Origin of the sequence: Sporanaerobacter acetigenes DSM 13106, from assembly GCF_900130025.1 — a bacterium.
GTDB lineage: Bacteria > Bacillota > Clostridia > Tissierellales > Sporanaerobacteraceae > Sporanaerobacter > Sporanaerobacter acetigenes.
On the sequence record NZ_FQXR01000005.1, the window covers coordinates 236,850 to 255,021 of the forward strand.

Here is an 18,172-nt window from a genome sequence, read left to right on the forward strand (position 1 = left end):
GCGCAGAATAGTCATGCCTTCCTTTAAGTGGAAGGTTTTTTTGTGCCCTTTCCTTTTAAAATAAGGTTAAAGAAAGAGGAGGGAACAATATGTTAAAAGGCAGACATTTAATTGAACCAGAAGATTTTACAAAAGAAGAATTAGATGAAATATTTGCATTAGCTAATAGTATAATTGAAAATCCGGATATGTATTTGCATTCTTGTGATGGAAAATTGTTAGCAACTCTTTTTTATGAACCAAGTACTAGAACGAGATTTAGTTTTGAATCTGCAATGTTAAGACTTGGAGGCAATGTAGTTGGTTTCTCAGAGCCAGGTTCAAGTTCAGTGATGAAAGGTGAAAGCATTGCAGATACAATAAGAACTGTTGGTTCTTATACAGATATAATAGCTATGAGACACCCCAAAGAAGGAGCTCCCAAATTAGCTTCTATGTATTCTCCTATTCCTATCATAAATGCAGGAGATGGAGGACATCAACATCCAACTCAAACTTTGACAGATCTTTTAACTATTCAAAATATTAAAGGAAATTTTTCAAATTTAACCATAGGACTATGTGGTGATTTAAAATTTGGAAGAACAGTTCATTCTCTTATAAAAGCACTTTCAAGATATGAAAACAATTCATTTATTCTCATTTCTCCTCAGGAGCTTAGAATTCCACCTTATATAAAAAATGTATTAGACGATAAGAATATAAAATATATAGAAGTTGAAAAATTGGAAGATATTATAGGTGATTTAGACATACTATATATGACAAGAGTACAAAAAGAAAGGTTTTTTAACGAAGCTGATTATATAAGACTAAAAGATAGCTATATTTTAGATTATGAAAAAATGAAATTGGCAAAAGAAGATTTGACTGTACTACATCCATTGCCGAGAGTAAATGAAATTAGCTATGAAGTAGATAATGATCCTAGGGCTTGTTATTTTAGACAAGTTAAATTTGGCATGTATGTGAGAATGGCTCTGATACTAAAATTGTTGGGGGTGGAATAAATGTTAAATATCGACAGTATAGCTAATGGCATAGTTATAGATCATATAAAGGTAGGATATGGATTTAAAATATTTAATTATTTAGGTCTTGATAAGGCTGACTATAGAGTGGCCCTTATCATGAATGTACCTAGCAAAAAATATGGGAAAAAAGATTTAATTAAAATAGAAAATGTAATGGATTTAGATTTAACTATGTTGGGATTTATAGATCCAAATATAACTATAGCTATAATAGAAGATGAAAAAATAAAGGAAAAAATAAATTTATCTTTACCTAAAAGGATAGAGAATGTTATTGAGTGCAAAAATCCTAGATGTGTGACTTCTATAGAGAGAAATATAGTTCATAAATTTGTGCTAGTAGATGAAGAAAAAGGTATATATAAATGTGAATACTGTGACCACAATTATGATGGTTGGGAGGGCTAAAATGGAACTTCTGATGAAAGGTTGCAGACTAATTGATTGGGACAAAGATTTTTATGGAGATATTTATATTTTAAATGGAAAAATAGAAGACTTTGGGTCGAACTTAAATTATGATTGCAATACTATAAACTGTGAAGGATTGGCAGTATTGCCATCCTTCATAGATATGCATGTTCACTTTAGAGACCCAGGATATACATATAAAGAAGACATATATACTGGAAGTCTTGCAGCACTAAAAGGTGGATATACATTTGTCAATCTTATGGCAAACACGAATCCTATTTGTAGTAATATGGATGTGGTAAATTATGTACTAGATAAATCTAAAGAATTGGATTTGATAGATGTTCATCAAACTGTTTCTATAACAAAAAATTTTGATGGAGTGTCATTAGACCACATAGACAAATTAGAAAAATGTGTAAAGTTTTTATCTGATGATGGAAAAGGAGTGCAAGAAGAAGATATTATGTATGATGCACTGATAAAAGCAAGGGGAAAAGGCTTAATTCTAATTGCTCATGAAGAAGACGAAAGTGTAGTGAATATAGATAGTAGACAATCTGAAAACAATATGACTTTTAGAGATATAGAACTTGTGAGAAAGACAAAATCAAGGCTTCATTTTGCTCATGTGAGTACGAAAGAAGCTATGATGGGAATAATTTCTGCAAAAAAAGAGGGACTACCTATTACTTGTGAGGTGACTCCACATCATATAGCACTTTATGACAATGATTATAAGGTCAATCCTCCTATAAGGTTAATAGAAGATATAAATTCTTTAATTAGTGGTATAAAAGAAGGATTTGTTGATGTTATATCTACAGACCATGCACCTCATAGTCATGAAGATAAATTAAAAGGAGCTTGTGGAATATCGGGTTTAGAGACTGCTTTTTCTGTATGCTATACTACATTAGCTAAAAATGGCCATATTTCTATAAAAAAATTGTCTGAACTCATGAGTAAAAATCCAGGAGAAATTGTAGGAGTAAATAAAGGGAAAATTGAAAAAGGATATGATGGAGATTTAGTTTTGGTAGATTTAGAAAAAGAAATAGAAGTAGATAAAAATACATTTGTATCTAAAGGCAAAAATACTCCTTTCCATAAAAGAAAATACTATGGAGAAATATTAGCTACTGTTAAAAATGGTAAAATAAAATATAATGGAGGGATAAGTTTTGATAATAGATAGATTGTATGGGGAAGTAAAAAACAAAGGGAATGTATGCGTAGGATTAGATACTTGTTTAGATTATGTACCTGACAATATGATGGATAGAAATGCTTCAGTAGAAGATATACTATTTGAATTTAACAAAAGAGTAATAGATGCAACTATTGACATTGTTCCATGCTATAAAGTGCAGATTGCATTTTATGAAGCTTATGGATTAAAGGGAATGAGTGCCTATAAGAAAACTCTTGAGTATATAAGAAACAATGGTTCTATAGTTATAGCAGATATAAAAAGAGGAGATATTTCCTCTACAGCACAGATGTATGCAAAAGCTCATTTTGAGGGAGATTTTGAGAGCGATATCATTACGCTAAATCCTTATATGGGTTTTGATAGTATCATACCTTATCTTGACTATGTAGAAAAGAAAGACAAAGGACTGTTTATACTTTTAAGAACTTCTAATGGTGGTGCTAAAGATATTCAATATTTAAATGTAAATGGCAATGAAAAACTATACAATCATGTTGGAGATAAACTTAAAGAAATTGCTTTAAAATATATGGGTAGATGTGGATATAGTTCTATAGGAGCAGTAGTAGGTGGAACTCATTTAGAAGAAGCAGAAGAGATAAGAAATAGACTTGACAATATGTTTTTCTTGATACCAGGATATGGTGCTCAAGGAGGAAAGGGTTCTGATGTGGCTCATTATTTAAAGAATGGAAATGGTGGAGTGGTGAATTCTTCTAGAGGAATAATCACAGCTTATAAGAAATATGAAGATGGAATAGAAAAGTTTGATGAATACATTAGAAAAGCTGCATTGAATATGAAGGAGGACATTTCAAGTGGATCCAAAGTACTGTAGTGGAGTTGTTTCTTCAAATACTCAAGTCTATGAAAATATATATGAGATGAAAGTAGGAGAGAATTTTAAAGGTGAACCAGGACAATTTTACATGTTGAGAGCTTGGGATAGAGAGCCATTTTTATCAAGACCCATAAGTATATCTAATATTGAAGATGGAACAATAACTTTTTTATATGAAGTGAAAGGAAAGGGTACAGAACTTTTTTCAAAGCTTAAAAGTGGAGATTCTATAGAACTTTTAGGGCCTTTGGGTACAGGCTTTCCACTAGATATTGAAGGAAATGTAGGAATTATAGTAGGAGGTATAGGGATAGCACCTATGGTGTATTTATGTCACGAACTTTCTACTAAAGCGGATTTTTATGGAGGATTTCGTGAAAAATCATTTTATATGGACAAAATAGAAAAGAATGTAGAGAATTTATATATATCTACTGATAGTGGACTTGAAGGACATAGTGGATTTATCACTGAAATCTTTAAGCCTGAGAAATATTCTTCCGTATATACCTGTGGACCATTGCCTATGATGAGAATTGTTTTAGACATGTGTATAAAGGCAAATGTACCTGTGTATATATCAATGGAAAGACAAATGGCTTGTGGTATAGGAGCCTGTTTAGGTTGTAGCATTTTGACTACATCAGGAATGAAAAAGGTGTGTAAGGATGGTCCAGTATTCAAAGGAGAGGAGATTGTTTTCAATGACTAGTGTTGAAATTTGTGGAGTGGAGTTCAAGAACCCTGTTATTGCAGCTTCAGGAACCTTTGGATTTGGGAGAGAATATGAAAAATTTTATTCATTATCAAAATTAGGAGGTATATGTACAAAAGGTCTTACTTTATATGAAAGACATGGAAATAGTGGAATAAGGATACATGAAACTATAGGAGGACTATTAAATAGTATAGGTTTAGAAAATCCAGGAGTTGATGCATTTATAGAAGAAGAATTACCTCACATGGAAAAACATGATACTGTGATTATAGCTAATGTAGGTGGAAGTACTATAGAAGAATACATAATGGCAGTAGAAAAACTAAATAAAACAAATATACCAATGTTTGAACTTAATATATCCTGTCCAAATGTAAAACAAGGTGGAATGGCCTTTGGCATAAAATCAGATGTAGCTTTTAAAGTAGTGAGTGAAGTAAAGAAAGTATCTAAAAAACCTCTTGTTGTAAAACTTTCACCAAATGCAGAAAATATAGTTGATATGGCTTATAGATGTTGCGAAGCTGGTGCAGATGGGCTTTCTCTTGTAAACACATTTAGTGGTATGGCTATAGATATTTATGAGAAAAAACCTGTATTTGAAAATACTATAGCAGGGCTATCGGGACCATGTATAAAACCCATTGCTTTAAGGATGGTCTATGAAGTATGTAGTGCTGTTGATATTCCTGTTATAGGAATAGGTGGTATTATGGATTACAAAGATGCAATAGAATTTATAATGGCTGGAGCATATGGAGTACAAATAGGTAGTGGAAATTTTGTTAAACCTGATATATGTTTAGACATTATCAGTGGAATAGAGAAGTTTATGAAAGATGAAGGAATAAAATCTCTTGAAGAAATAAGAGGTATTATAAGGAGGAGAAGCTAATGCTTATAGATATTTTAAAAGAAACAGGAGCACTTCTTGAGGGGCATTTTTTGCTCTCATCTGGGAAACATAGCAATAGATATGTTCAATGTGCAAAACTTTTGCAGTATCCGGACAAGGCAGAAGAAGCCATAAAACCAATAGCAGAAAAGGTAAAAGAAATAGATTTTGATATAGTTGTAGGGCCTGCTATGGGTGGGATAGTTGTAGGATATGAATTAGGTAGACAAACTGGGAAACCTTCTATATTTACAGAAAGAGTAGATGGAAAGATGACTTTAAGAAGAGGTTTCCAAATAGAGAAGGGACAAAAAATTCTTATAGCAGAAGATGTAGTAACGACAGGTAAGTCTTCTTTTGAAACTGTAGAAGTTATAAATAGTTTAGGAGGAGAAGTAGTAGGAATAGCATGTTTAGTGGATAGAAGTACAGGGGATATAGGACTTCCCCTATATAGTGGTGTGAAATTAGAAATAGAAACTTATGATGAAGAAAACTGTCCTCTGTGTAAAGCTAATATACCTTATGAAAAACCAGGCAGTAGAAATATGAAAAAATAAGTACTCAATATTGAGTACTTATATTTTTTTGATAATTAATCATACTAAAGATAAATATGATTTATTATCAAGAGGATGATGGAATTGGTTTCGAAAAAAATTGAAGAAAATAAAAAGTTTGTATTAGATAGTTTTCAAAACAGCAGTGATTTAATTCATTATGAATTTGAGGCAGGAGACAATACAAAGATACTTATATTTTATATTGAAGGTTTTATTGATAGAAATTTATTAGATAGAGATATTGTAAAACCACTTATACATAACAAAGAGAACAAGGATATAAAAAAGATAATATCTATTTCTAGTTTAAGCGAATCAGGAGAAATAGATGAAGTAATAAGTAAAATTACTGATGGGAATGTGGCTATATTTTTCAATGGTAAGACCATTGCTTATTTAGCAAATTTAAAGAATTGGGAGAAAAGATCTATAGAAGAACCCCAAGCGGAAGCAGTTGTTAGAGGGCCTAAAGAAGGGTTTGTTGAGGATATAAGTTCCAATAGAAATTTGCTTAGAAAAAAATCAAGTCAAATAATTTAGTATTTGAAGACTACACAGTAGGAAAACAGACGAATACCACAATTTCTATTGCATATATCAATGGAATTGTAAATGAAGATGTTCTAAATGAAGTTAGGAAAAGAATTAATAGTATAGATACAGATGCGATATTAGAATCAGGATATATTGAACAATATATAGAAGATAATAAAGCTTCTATGTTGCCTACTATAGGAAATACCCAAAAACCTGATGTGGCTGCAGGAAAAATATTGGAAGGACGAGTGGCTATATTTTGTGATGGAAGCCCCCATGTTCTGACTGTACCCAAGTTGTTTTTAGAAAATATCCAAACTAGTGAAGACTACTATATCAGGCCTCATTTTGCATCATTTTTAAGAACTATAAGAATGTTTTCGCTTTTTTTAGCTATAGTATTACCTGGTTTTTATGTAGCCTTGCAAACTTTTCATCAAGAAATGATTCCAACTGTTCTTTTAGTGAGTATGGCAGAAGCTAGGGAAGGCGTACCTTTCCCTGCAGCTATTGAAGCTTTTCTTATGATAATAATGTTAGAACTAATAAAGGAATCGGGAGTTAGACTTCCAAGAGCAGTTGGTTCAGCGGTAAGTATAGTAGGGGCTTTAGTATTGGGGCAGGCAGCAGTTCAAGCAGGAATTGTGAGTGCTCCTATGGTTATAGTTATAGCTGTTACGGCTATTGCAGAATTTACAGTACCACCTTTGACAGAGTTACTTATTTTATATAGATTGATAATACTTTTTTTAGGAGCATTCGCAGGATTGTATGGGGTTACTTGCGGATTAGTTGCATTGATTGTACAGGGTTTATCTTTGAATTCTTTTGGTGTATCTTATGGCTATCCCATCTCTCCAATAGACAAGACGGGACTTAAAGATTTTGTTATTCGTTTTCCATTATGGTCTTTTATATTTAGACCTAAGGCTATAGAAAAAACAAACATGGTAAGACATAGAAATACTAGAAAGAAGTGAGAGCATGAAAAAAAACTTAGCATTACTTATCTTAAGTATATTTTGGATACCAATTTTTTCAGGATGTTGGGGTGCCAATGAACTAGATACCCTTGGAATAGTTACAGCAACTGGACTTGATATAGAAAACGATGAAATAGTAGCTACTTTTGAAGTGATTAAGCTAAATCCTTCTTCAAAGTCTTCAAGCCCGAGTGGTCCTGAAAATGCAAAATATATTCAGGCTAGGGGTAAGACTATATTTGAAGCTGCTAGAAATGCAAGCTTAAAATTTGATCGAAGAATATATTTGTCTCACGATCAAGTATATGTTTTTGGCGAGGAGTTTGCCAAAAAAGGATTGACAGATTATATGGATTTTTTACAAAGAGATCATGAGTGTAGAGAAACTGCATACTTGTTGGTAAGCAAAGGAAGCAAGGCTTATGAGGTAATGGGAATTTCTTCAGGGGCAGAAGATTTACAGGGAATATATATTGGAGACATGATGAAAAATAGCGAAAACACTTCTAAAGCAATAGCTGTTAATATATCAGAGTACTTTAGAAATTATTATGATGCTGGGATACAGCCAGTCCTCGGAATAGTTGAAAAAAAGGAAAAAAAACATGAAAAAGATATGGAATTGAAAAATAAAGATAAATATGAAATTTCAGTGGAAGGATCAGCAATGTTTAATAGAGAAAAACTTGTTGGATATTTAAATGGAGAAGAGACTAGAGGATATAACTTTGTTAGAGACAAAGTAGATAATGCAACGATAGAATTTTCAACCGTTTCACTGGACATAGACTCGATTTCAGTTCCTACGCCTAAAGCAGGAGGTACAATTGATAATAAAGATTCACAAATAAAAGAATATACTGTGGTTGAAATAATAAAAAGTAAGACGAAGAACGAAGTGGAAATACAAGATGGGAAAATAGTATTGAAAACAAATGTTAAGATTAGAGGAACGATTGGTGAAGAATTAGGTAATATAGATACATCTCAAGAGAAAGTTGCGGATGCAATAGAAGAAGCTTGTTCAAAAGAAATAAAGAGACAAATTGAAAAGGCAATTTTAAAGGCACAAAAAGAATATAAGGTAGATATATTTGGATATGGGACATTATTTCATATCAAATACCCAAAAGAATGGGAAAAGATAAAAGATAATTGGAATGATATGTTTTCAGAAGCAGAGTTTAAAGTAGATGTAAATACAGAAATAATAAGAACTGGCCTTGTGAATACACCTTCCAATAAGGTAAAAGGAGAATAGTATGAATAAATCAGAGAAAATTTCATCATATCAAGTTATATTATTGATAATAATATACAGATTAGTAATTGCTTTTTCATTTTTGCCAGCAGCTAATATTCCACCAGGAAATCAAGATACTTGGATAGTAGTATTTCTATCAATTCCCTATACCATATTGTTTTGTTTTCCTATACTTTTTTTATCTAATAGATTTAATGACTATACATTGATTGAATATATGGAAATAATATTTGGGAAATATTTGGGGAAAATTATAGGACTAATTTATACATTAGTATTATTAAGTTTTTCTATTGCAAATGTTTCTGTACTTACAGAAATACTTAGTTCAACTATGTTTTCAAGTATGCCTACGATTGTCACCATATCAATTATGCTGATAACTTGCTCTTATGTTTCTTATAAGGGGCTAGAACCAATAGCTAGAGGAGCAGAAATATTTGTACCTTTTATACTAGCAGTTATATTTATTTTTCCTATATTGGGTATAAAAAATTTGGATTTTAAAGTATTTTTGCCCATACTAAAAGATTCAAGTTTTAGAGAATTAAATAAAGGTGCTATAGAAATTGCGATGAAATTTGCAGACATACTTATTCTTGCTATGATTGTTCCAAATTTAGAAAAAAGGGAAGAACTAAATAATATTTTTATGAAGAGCTTATTTTATAGTGTATTTATGTCTAATTTTGTACTTATCATAAGTCAAGCTGCTTTAGGAATAGAACAAACAAAGCATTCTAACTTTCCATTTTTTACATTTGCAAGATTGATAAATGTATTTAACTTTATACAGAGAGTAGAATCAATTTATGTAGTTTCATGGATTACTGCAAATGTTGGGAAAATAAGTGGATATTTATATTTCTCAACAGTGTCTTTAGCACAAATATTAAACAAAAAAGACAATAAAAAATATATAATCCCTATGACAATAGTAATAGCTATTATTTCTATAATATATAAGAATAGAAGTTCTGTAGTGGGAACAAAAGACCCATTTCAAAAAATTCTCTTAATAATTACACTGATTTCAGTTGTCATTACACCTTCTATTGCACTTCTGGTTTATTTTATTAGAAGAAAAAAGTTAAAAGAAGTAAACATGAAATGATTATTCTAGTCGAAATACAATTGTAAATATTGTTCCCTTACCTAAAGTGCTTTTTACATTAATAGTACCATTATGAGTTTCAACTAGAGATTTTACAATAGATAAGCCTAATCCAGATCCTTTAGTTTGTTTATTTATAGAAGTTTTACTTCTAAAATATCTTTCAAAGATGTGGGGAAGGTCGTTTTTACTTATCCCAATACCGTTATCTTCTATATGGATAATTATATTATTTGCTTGTTTGCTTAAATCTACAGAAATTTTACCATTTTTATTTAAAAAATTGTGAGCATTTGAGATTAAATTGTACATTATTTGTCTATATTTGTCTTTGTCCATAAGCACACTTATATCAGGTTCAATTTTAAAATTAATTTCATAATTATCTTTTTTAAATAGTGGTATGAAAGATTGTACTATTTTTTGTATTTCATTAGAAATGTTGAAGTAAGATTTATTTAGAATGAGTTCAGTTTCTTCTAATTTTGATACTTCTCTTAAATTTTGAATAAGTTGTTCAAGATGGTTTATTTCCTCATGCAGTATTAAAAGATGTCCTTTATCTGGTTCCCAAACTTCGTCTATAAATGCTTCTACATGAGTTCGCAGTGTAGTCAAAGGAGTACGAAGTTCATGGGCAATGTCTGTAATGTATTTTGGGTTTTTTGGGTTATCTTCAATTTTTCGTCTTATATTTTTTATATGTGTATCAATAATTCTATCAAATCCATCATATTCTATGCCAAAAGCATTTTCAAAGAAGAAGCAGAAAAGTGGTTAGTTCATTTTGATAGTATGGGAAAATGGCACAATGAAAATGGATTTTATTCAGGGAGTTGCAAGGCGAATATGGAAAAGGTTTAAGGAGAGGAAATGAGAGAGATTTTAGTTATAGTAGATAGCAATTGCTATCTACTTTTTTTCATCATTTCACAAATATACAGTTTAATCCATAAATTACATATTGTTTTTGATAAATAAATACAATAGTTATATAATAGATATAAGCTTACAATCAGGAAGAAAGCTACTTTAAATTTAAAATATATTTAAAGTTAAAGGAAAAGGGGATGGTATAAATGAAAGTAGCTATTGTCACTGATAAGCCAAGGGCAAAATATTTACCTACAGAAGAAGGATTGTTAGAAGACAAACAAAAGAAAAAAACTGTAGCGGAATTAAAACAAGTACTTTCTAAAAAATATGATTGTATTGATTTAGTACTAGATGACAATATAGTTGGCAAACTGCGAAGGGAGAAAGTTGATTTAGTATTTAATTTATGTAATGGTATTCAAGGAGAATCAAGAATTTCACAACTTCCTGCCATATTAGAATATGCAGGAATTCCTTATACGAGTTCATCACCTTTAGGTCATGGATTGGCCTACAACAAAATCTATTCATGTAAAATATTTAAACAATCCGATATTTCCACACCTGATTTTACTTATGTATATAATATAAAAGAACTTAAAAATATGAATCTTAAATTTCCTGTTTTAGTGAAACCCAAAGATGAGGGTTCAAGTAGAGGTATAGATGAAGGAAGTTTAGTGTTTGATGTGAGTTCTTTAAAGTCTAAAGTTCAAAAAGAGTTAAGAGTTTATAACCCTCCAATAATGCTTACGGAGTATATAGAAGGAAGAGAATTTACAGTAGGAGTTGTAGGGAATGGGGAAGATACTTCTGTTCTTCCTATTCTAGAGATAGATTTTTCAAAAATACCTGCTCATTTAAGTAAGTTTTACAGTTTTGAGGTGAAGTCTCATTATGCAGATAAGACTATCTATCATGTGCCAGCAAGATTAGATCAAAACACGAAAGAACTTATAGAGAAAACGGCTATTAAAGCTTATAATTCTTTGGGTATGAGAGATTATGCCAGAGTTGACTTTAGACTAAAAGATGGGGTTCCTTATGTTCTTGAAGTAAATTCATTGCCAGGATTAAAGAGGGGACATAGTGATATTTGTAAGATGGCAGAAGCATGTGAAATAGGATATGATGGGCTGATATTGAAAATTGTTGAAAGTGCCATGAAAAGATATTTATCTCATTATGAATTGGAAGATGAAAGTGTATAGTTATTTAATAGAACAAATCCTTGTGAAACCCACAAGGATTTGTTCTATTTTGTGCATATTTTATGTGGAAATATAAATACCATATATAGACAAGATTAGTTATAATTGATTTTATTTGATACTATATTGTAACTTTTTATATATAAATATATATTATAATATATATGTTAGTTTTTTTATGTGCATAATGGAGGGATATTATGACAAAAAGGAGAAGAAAGAGAAGAAAAAAAATCATACCAAATAAGAAGAGATTTACATTATCCCTAATTGTAATTGCTGGAGTTGTATTTATTTTAAGTCAATCAATAAAAGCAATACAAAATAAAGATAAGAAGGAAGCTACTATTATAGAAAAAAACAATATAGCTTGTTCTGTACCAGAATTTCTAGAAAATATACCTGAGTATTCTAAAGAAAATAGTATGAAAGAAGATAATATAAAAGAAGAAAAATCAAGTAATAAAGAAAAAATAGAACAAGTAAAAGATAATAGTGATATAGAGCTTAACAATGAGGATAAAGTTGTTCCTATAGAAATAGATGATAAAAACAAAAGTTATAGCGAAATTTTTAAAGACGATCTCTTTGTAGGGGACTCAATTACAGATAGTTTATCTTTCTATGAAATACTTGAAGAAAGAAATGTTATTGCAAAATTGGGATTTACAGTAGTTCAAGGGGAAAAAGAAATAAATAAGATTAAAAAGGCAAACCCTTCCAATATATATTTATTATTTGGGATGAATGATGTATTGATGGGAATAGATGGTCAAAAATTTGCAGAAAATTATGCTGAATTTGTACACAAAATTCAAGATGAATTACCAGATGCAAATATTTATGTTCAATCTGTTATACCAGTTTCTCCAAATGTAAAACAAAAAAAGCCTTTACTTAACAATGCTAATATAGATAAATTCAATGAAACCTTAATGCAGATGTGCAAAGATGAAAATATCAATTATATAGATCTAGTACCACTATTAGAAAACGATAGTGAATTATATGAACCTGATGGAATACATTTAAAATATAAGTTTTATAAATTATGGCTAAATTATCTTATAGATAATACTAAACAATAAAATATTGGGAGGAATGATGGGAAATGAAAAACTTCAGTAAAGGTATTTTAGCTACAACAGGCATTATATTTGCAATGATTTTATTATTGACAGGATGCTCTTCAGATAAGAAAGCAGAAAAAGAGCCGTCTATTGATGAAATTGAGAAAAATGTTAGTGAAACTGTAGACTTATCTAATATGAAGAAAGTAGATAGTCATAAATTGGAAAAGCTATATGATATTCATAGCGATGAGTTGGAAGATTTTCTACTATATACTGCAGATACTAATATCAAAGCAGATGAAATGTTGATATTGAAGGTAGCAGATGAAAAGGATATAAGTGATATACAAGATAGAATTTCAAATAGAATAGAAGAACAATCAAATAGTTTTAAAGACTATCTACCAGATGAATATTATCTAATAGAAAAACATGTATTAAAATCAAATGGACAGTATATTTTGTTTGTTATATCAGAAGATGCAGAAAAAATAGGATCTATATTTGATGAGTCCTTTAAATAAAACTAAGATTATTTTTTATAAGGTGGTGGACAAGGTTTGGTTTTTAGCAGCTTAATATTTTTATTTGTATTTTTACCTATAACTTTACTTATATATTATATAAGTCCTAGACCCATAAGAAACCTTGTTCTTTTTATAGTAAGTTTAATATTTTATGCTTGGGGAGAGCCTATATATATACTTATAATGTTGTTTTCTACTTTTTTTGATTATTTTAATGGTCTATTTATGGATAAATATAGAGATAATAAAAAAATTACAAATTTAGTTTTAATAAATTCTTTAGTCGTAAATTTAGGAATACTTTGTTTCTTCAAATATTATGGATTCATAATTACAAATATAAATAATTTTTTTAGCTTGAATTTAAAGACATTAGATTTGCCCCTTCCACTAGGGATATCTTTTTATACATTTCAAACATTATCATATACCATAGATGTATATTTGGACAAAGTTCCTGTTCAAAAAAACATTATTTCTTTTGGCACATATGTGACTATGTTTCCACAACTTGTGGCAGGTCCTATAGTTAGATACAGCGATGTAGCTTGGGAAATTGACAATAGAAAAGAAAGCTTAGGATTGTTTGGAGAAGGAGCGGAACTATTTGTTATAGGATTATCTAAAAAAGTTCTTTTGGCCAATAGTATAGGAGCACTTTGGAAAAGTGTAAAAGCAATTCCCATAGAGAATGTTTCAATTTTATCTGCATGGCTTGGCATAATAGCTTTTACATTTCAGATATATTTTGATTTTAGTGGTTATTCAGATATGGCTATAGGGTTAGGTAAAATGTTTGGATTCAATTTCATGAAGAACTTTGACTATCCTTACATATCTAAAAGTGTAACGGAATTTTGGAGAAGATGGCATATTTCTCTTGGCACTTGGTTTAAAGAATATGTATATATTCCTCTTGGTGGAAATAGATTAGGCCGATTGAAACAGTATAGAAATCTCTTTATAGTATGGTTTCTGACAGGTTTATGGCACGGTGCAAACTGGAACTTCATATTATGGGGATTGTATTACTTTGTATTTTTAGTTATTGAAAAGACTTATTTAAATAAGTGGTTAAAAGATAAACCTAAGTTTATTAGCCACATATATACACTTTTAGTAGTGATAATAGGATGGGTATTTTTTGAATTTGAAAATATAAGTGAGGGTATGAAATTCATCCAAACCATGTTTGGAATTGGAGGAAATCCTGTTTATGATGGGACAGCCCTTTATTATTTATATACAAATTGGATACTCTTTGTCGTTCTTGCAATTTGCTCTACACCGTTGCTTAAAAAAAGAGTACACAAATTAAAAGAAGATATAAATACGAAAGAGTCTATAGTCTATTCATTAATAATTCTATTACTCTTGTTTTTATGTACAGCATATTTAGTAAATGAAAGTTACAACCCATTTTTATATTTTAGATTTTAGTATGAAAAGAGGTTTTATTTTGAAAAGAAATAGGGATTTATATAAATATATGATAGGAGGAACTTTAATTATATTCATTGGTTTCATGAGCCTTATCGATTTTTTCACTCCTAAAAAAATTTTTTCTGAAATGGAAAATAGAAGGCTTGAAGAGAAACCTGAATTTTCGATGAAAAAGCTTTTTGGAGGAAATTATACATCAAGCTATGAAAAATATGTTTCTGATCAATTCCCTTTTAGAAATTTTTTTATAGGAGTTAAATCAGATTGTGAAAGGATAGCAGGAAAAGTAGAAAACAATGAAGTATACCTTGGCAAGGATGGATACTTGTTTGAAAAATTTAAGACACCTCAAAGGGAAGAATTTGAAAAAAAGATTGATGCAATTAATTCTTTTGCTGTTTCTAATCCCAATGTGGATAAATACTTTATGTTGGTTCCAAATTCAGTGAAAATATTAGAGGATAAACTTCCAAAGTTTGCACCAGTAGATGATGAACTTGCACTTATAGAACGTGTACAAAAGTCTCTTGATAAGAATATAAGTTTTGTAGATGTATATGATACATTACTTTCTAAAAATCATGAATATATTTATTATAAAACTGACCATCATTGGACTACTAAAGGGGCTTTTTATGCTTATGAAAAATTTTGTGAGGATGTAGGTATTACCCCTCATAATGAAGGATATTTTGATATAAATGAAGCAACTTGTGAATTTTATGGTTCCCTATATTCCAAAAGTGGATTTAGACGATTAAGTCCTGATAGTATTCAATTGTATATACCTAAAACAAAGAAAGAATTAGAAGTGGAATATTTTGATGAAGAAAAAATTGAGGATACTTTATATGATTTTAGTGGTTTAAATAAAAAAGATAAATATACTATTTTTTTAGGGGGAAATCATCCACTTATAAAGATAAGCTCTAATGTAAATGAAAAAAAGCTATTGATTGTGAAAGATTCTTATGCCAACAGTTTAATTCCTTTTTTGACTGATCATTTTGGGCAGATATATGTAGTGGACCTTAGATACTTTGATGAAGATTTGAGTAGTTTAATAGAAAAAGAAAATATTGGAGATGTACTCATACTTTTCAATGTGAAAACTTTCTTTGAAGACGATTCGATAAGAAAAATTTCTTGGTAAGAATCATTGGATGGACGCTGAAAAAAACATCTTTAACGACGTGTACCTCCAGAAGTTAATAAAATTAGCTTCTGGAGGTACAGTATATTATTTTTGCAACTCTTCCCATATAAGAAATGTTTTTTCAAACTCATTTTCAAGTTGTTCCTTTTCTTTGTAGAGTTCGTACAATTGTTCTGCATCTGCATTATTTAAAGTCATTTGTTCTTGTAAAAAGTTTAATTTTTCTTCTAACGATTCTAATTCCTTTTCTGCTTTTGCCAATTTATATTCATTAGATGGTTTTTTCGGAATTTTCTTTTGAACTGCTTTAGGCATTTTAACTTCTTTTTTAACAGGTTTATTTAGTACTTCTTTTTGCCTTTCTTCTAAATAATCTTCATAAGGCATAGGATATAGTTTTCCTTTACAGTTTTCTATCAACATAATTTTGTTAGCTATTTTTTGTATGAAATATCGGTCATGAGAAACAAATAATATTGTTCCTGTAAAATTAAGCAATGTTTCTTCTAATATTTCTCTTGAATCAATGTCTAAATGATTAGTTGGCTCATCTAAAATCATGAAATTAACATTTTCATAAATTAAGGAACACAATTTAAGACGACTTTTTTCTCCACCTGATAAATTGCTGATTTTTTTATACACATCATCTTTAATAAATAGCATTTTTGCTAATTCAGACCTTGCTTCTTTTTCAGTGACAGTATGCATATCTGTAAAATATTCTAATAGAGTCATTTTCTCATTTTCAAAGGTAACATTTTGAGGTAAATATCCTATCTTAATACTTGCTCCCAATGAAACAATTCCATTATCGGGTTTAAGTTCTCCTAATATCAATTTCAGCAAAGTTGTTTTTCCACTGCCGTTTTTCCCAATTATACAGAGATGATCTTGATAAAATACTGTGAAGGATAAATCTGTAAACAATTTTTTCTCTCCAAAAGATTTATTTAATTCATCAACTTTAAGGACAATTTTGCCTGAACGGCTAGTATTTTTAGGAGATAATCTAATTTTTCGATTTTCCAAAACAGGTCGATCTAATACTTCTACTTTTTCTAAACGTTTTTCAAGTTCTTTGGCACGTTTGTACATTTTTTCGCTATCTCTCATAGCTCCCCATATACGATAACGTTGAATTTGACTTTCCATTTTTTCTATTTTCTTTTGATTATTTTCATAGACCGTATATTCTAATAGAAATCGTCTTTCCTTCTCTATTACATAATAACTATAACTTCCATCGTATACAGATGTACATTTAGGAGTTAATTCTACAATTTTTTTTACTACTTGATCTAAAAAACGACGGTCATGTGATATTACTAAAACAGTACCCTTATAATCTTGCAAAAAGTTTTCTAACCACTCTATAGAATCAATATCCAAATGATTAGTTGGCTCATCTAACAAAAGAATGTCAGGCTGTTCTAACAAGAGCTTTCCCAGCATAACTCTGGTTTTTTCGCCACCACTTAACTGTTCAAAGGTCATGTCTCTATAATTATCTTCTATCTTTAAACCTTGACATACTTTATTGATATTTGTTTCAATTTCATATCCCCCTTGTAATTCGTATTTTTCCATGAGAGATCCATAATTTTTTATAGCTGTATCTAAAGCTTTTCCATCTAATTTTTCCATCTGATTTTCTACAAATTTCATTTCTCTTTTTATATCCTTAATATTTTGAAAGGCTTCTTCAAGTACATCAATAACCGTAGTATTTGGTTCACAATTAAAAATTTGATCCAAATAACCAACTTTTACTCCTTTTCTAAAACTAATATTACCCTCTTGATAATTTTCCATACCCATCAAAATTTTCATTAGAGTGGTTTTTCCGCATCCGTTTTGACCAATCAATCCTATTCGTTCGTTGGTTTTCAATTCAATCGATATATTTTCAAATATTTTATTAGCACCATAGTATTTAGTTATATTATTTACACTACACTCAATCATAATTTCTTCCTCTCCTATTATTTAATTAATGGCGTTGCAAACGTCCCATGCCCACCCATTACCATAAAAGTATACAAAAAAACCCAAAGCCATAATTAGCTTTGGGTCTTTATACAGATTGAAATAGATATCTATGATGAAAAAATCTTTACAATATAACCTGTTTATACCTCAATACTAATATGGTATTGCAACAATTTGAATCTATTTTTGGACGCACCTCTCCCGTAGCCAGTTGGTATTGCGTTTTTAATTGATTCAAATTTAGTCCATCTTAGTATTGTACTCATTTTATAAATCTCTCCATAATTAGATATTTAACCTCATTATATTGAATAT

Annotated in this window: 17 protein-coding genes and 1 pseudogene; 16 read left to right on the forward strand and 2 right to left on the reverse strand. The window is 30.0% G+C overall.

Translation table 11 applies throughout. The features are described from left to right. Nucleotides 1-89 precede the first annotated feature (89 nt). The 10 genes and pseudogenes from pyrB (at nucleotide 90) to BUA21_RS06730 (ending at nucleotide 9,579) form a co-directional block, all read left to right on the forward strand. Nucleotides 90-1,010, forward strand: coding sequence for an aspartate carbamoyltransferase (gene pyrB, locus BUA21_RS06680; RefSeq protein ID WP_072744028.1), 921 nt, complete (start codon nucleotides 90-92; stop codon nucleotides 1,008-1,010). Then, on the forward strand, nucleotides 1,011-1,442 hold the full coding sequence (locus BUA21_RS06685; RefSeq protein WP_072744029.1) for an aspartate carbamoyltransferase regulatory subunit: 432 nt from the start codon (nucleotides 1,011-1,013) through the stop codon (nucleotides 1,440-1,442). A gap of 1 nt (nucleotide 1,443) precedes the next feature. Beyond that, nucleotides 1,444-2,646: a dihydroorotase gene (locus BUA21_RS06690; RefSeq protein ID WP_072744030.1), complete on the forward strand. Its 1,203-nt coding sequence runs from the start codon at nucleotides 1,444-1,446 to the stop codon at nucleotides 2,644-2,646. After that, nucleotides 2,633-3,502, forward strand: a complete 870-nt coding sequence (gene pyrF, locus BUA21_RS06695; RefSeq protein WP_072744031.1) for an orotidine-5'-phosphate decarboxylase — start codon at nucleotides 2,633-2,635, stop codon at nucleotides 3,500-3,502. Before BUA21_RS06690 ends, pyrF begins: the two co-directional genes overlap by 14 nt. Next, nucleotides 3,483-4,217 (forward strand): dihydroorotate dehydrogenase electron transfer subunit, encoded by a 735-nt coding sequence (locus BUA21_RS06700; protein ID WP_072744032.1) that lies wholly within the window; start codon nucleotides 3,483-3,485, stop codon nucleotides 4,215-4,217. Before pyrF ends, BUA21_RS06700 begins: the two co-directional genes overlap by 20 nt. Further along, complete coding sequence (locus BUA21_RS06705) at nucleotides 4,210-5,118, forward strand: dihydroorotate dehydrogenase (RefSeq protein WP_072744033.1); 909 nt, start codon at nucleotides 4,210-4,212, stop codon at nucleotides 5,116-5,118. The genes BUA21_RS06700 and BUA21_RS06705 overlap by 8 nt, the downstream gene beginning before the upstream one ends. After that, a complete protein-coding gene (gene pyrE / locus BUA21_RS06710) occupies nucleotides 5,118-5,678 on the forward strand; it encodes an orotate phosphoribosyltransferase (protein ID WP_072744034.1) in 561 nt (186 codons plus the stop codon). Before BUA21_RS06705 ends, pyrE begins: the two co-directional genes overlap by 1 nt. 78 nt (nucleotides 5,679-5,756) lie before the next feature. Further along, nucleotides 5,757-7,198 (forward strand): annotated as a pseudogene (locus tag BUA21_RS06720) (spore germination protein). Nucleotides 7,199-7,202: 4 nt separating this feature from the next. Beyond that, nucleotides 7,203-8,462, forward strand: a complete 1,260-nt coding sequence (locus tag BUA21_RS06725; RefSeq protein ID WP_072744037.1) for a Ger(x)C family spore germination protein — start codon at nucleotides 7,203-7,205, stop codon at nucleotides 8,460-8,462. 1 nt (nucleotide 8,463) lies between these two features. Further along, the gene (locus BUA21_RS06730) at nucleotides 8,464-9,579 is read left to right on the forward strand and encodes a GerAB/ArcD/ProY family transporter (protein WP_072744038.1); all 1,116 of its coding nucleotides are present in this window, start codon (nucleotides 8,464-8,466) and stop codon (nucleotides 9,577-9,579) included. On the opposite strand, the gene BUA21_RS06735 is transcribed toward BUA21_RS06730, so the two are convergent. Further along, entirely contained in the window at nucleotides 9,580-10,320 is a 741-nt protein-coding gene (locus tag BUA21_RS06735; RefSeq protein ID WP_327198039.1) for an ATP-binding protein, read from the reverse strand. It abuts the gene before it with no gap. Here BUA21_RS06735 and BUA21_RS14695 point away from each other — a divergent pair. The 6 genes from BUA21_RS14695 (at nucleotide 10,282) to BUA21_RS06765 (ending at nucleotide 15,862) form a co-directional block, all read left to right on the forward strand. Next, nucleotides 10,282-10,443 carry a hypothetical protein gene (locus tag BUA21_RS14695; RefSeq protein WP_159429092.1) on the forward strand — a complete coding sequence of 54 codons (162 nt, stop codon included), beginning with the start codon at nucleotides 10,282-10,284 and terminating at the stop codon, nucleotides 10,441-10,443. The two genes, BUA21_RS06735 and BUA21_RS14695, sit on opposite strands and share 39 nt — an antisense overlap. Nucleotides 10,444-10,658: 215 nt before the next feature. Beyond that, nucleotides 10,659-11,666: a D-alanine--D-alanine ligase family protein gene (locus tag BUA21_RS06745; RefSeq protein WP_072744041.1), complete on the forward strand. Its 1,008-nt coding sequence runs from the start codon at nucleotides 10,659-10,661 to the stop codon at nucleotides 11,664-11,666. 200 nt (nucleotides 11,667-11,866) lie between these two features. Beyond that, nucleotides 11,867-12,754, forward strand: coding sequence for a GDSL-type esterase/lipase family protein (locus BUA21_RS06750; protein WP_072744042.1), 888 nt, complete (start codon nucleotides 11,867-11,869; stop codon nucleotides 12,752-12,754). A gap of 23 nt (nucleotides 12,755-12,777) precedes the next feature. Beyond that, nucleotides 12,778-13,263 carry a DUF4358 domain-containing protein gene (locus BUA21_RS06755; protein WP_072744043.1) on the forward strand — a complete coding sequence of 162 codons (486 nt, stop codon included), beginning with the start codon at nucleotides 12,778-12,780 and terminating at the stop codon, nucleotides 13,261-13,263. A gap of 186 nt (nucleotides 13,264-13,449) precedes the next feature. Further along, complete coding sequence (locus BUA21_RS06760; RefSeq protein WP_268801895.1) at nucleotides 13,450-14,706, forward strand: MBOAT family O-acyltransferase; 1,257 nt, start codon at nucleotides 13,450-13,452, stop codon at nucleotides 14,704-14,706. Between the two features lie 19 nt (nucleotides 14,707-14,725). Then, nucleotides 14,726-15,862 (forward strand): DHHW family protein, encoded by a 1,137-nt coding sequence (locus BUA21_RS06765; protein ID WP_199229010.1) that lies wholly within the window; start codon nucleotides 14,726-14,728, stop codon nucleotides 15,860-15,862. 87 nt (nucleotides 15,863-15,949) lie between these two features. On the opposite strand, the gene abc-f is transcribed toward BUA21_RS06765, so the two are convergent. Beyond that, nucleotides 15,950-17,833 (reverse strand): ribosomal protection-like ABC-F family protein, encoded by a 1,884-nt coding sequence (abc-f, locus tag BUA21_RS06770; RefSeq protein WP_072744045.1) that lies wholly within the window; start codon nucleotides 17,831-17,833, stop codon nucleotides 15,950-15,952. Nucleotides 17,834-18,172 lie beyond the last annotated feature (339 nt).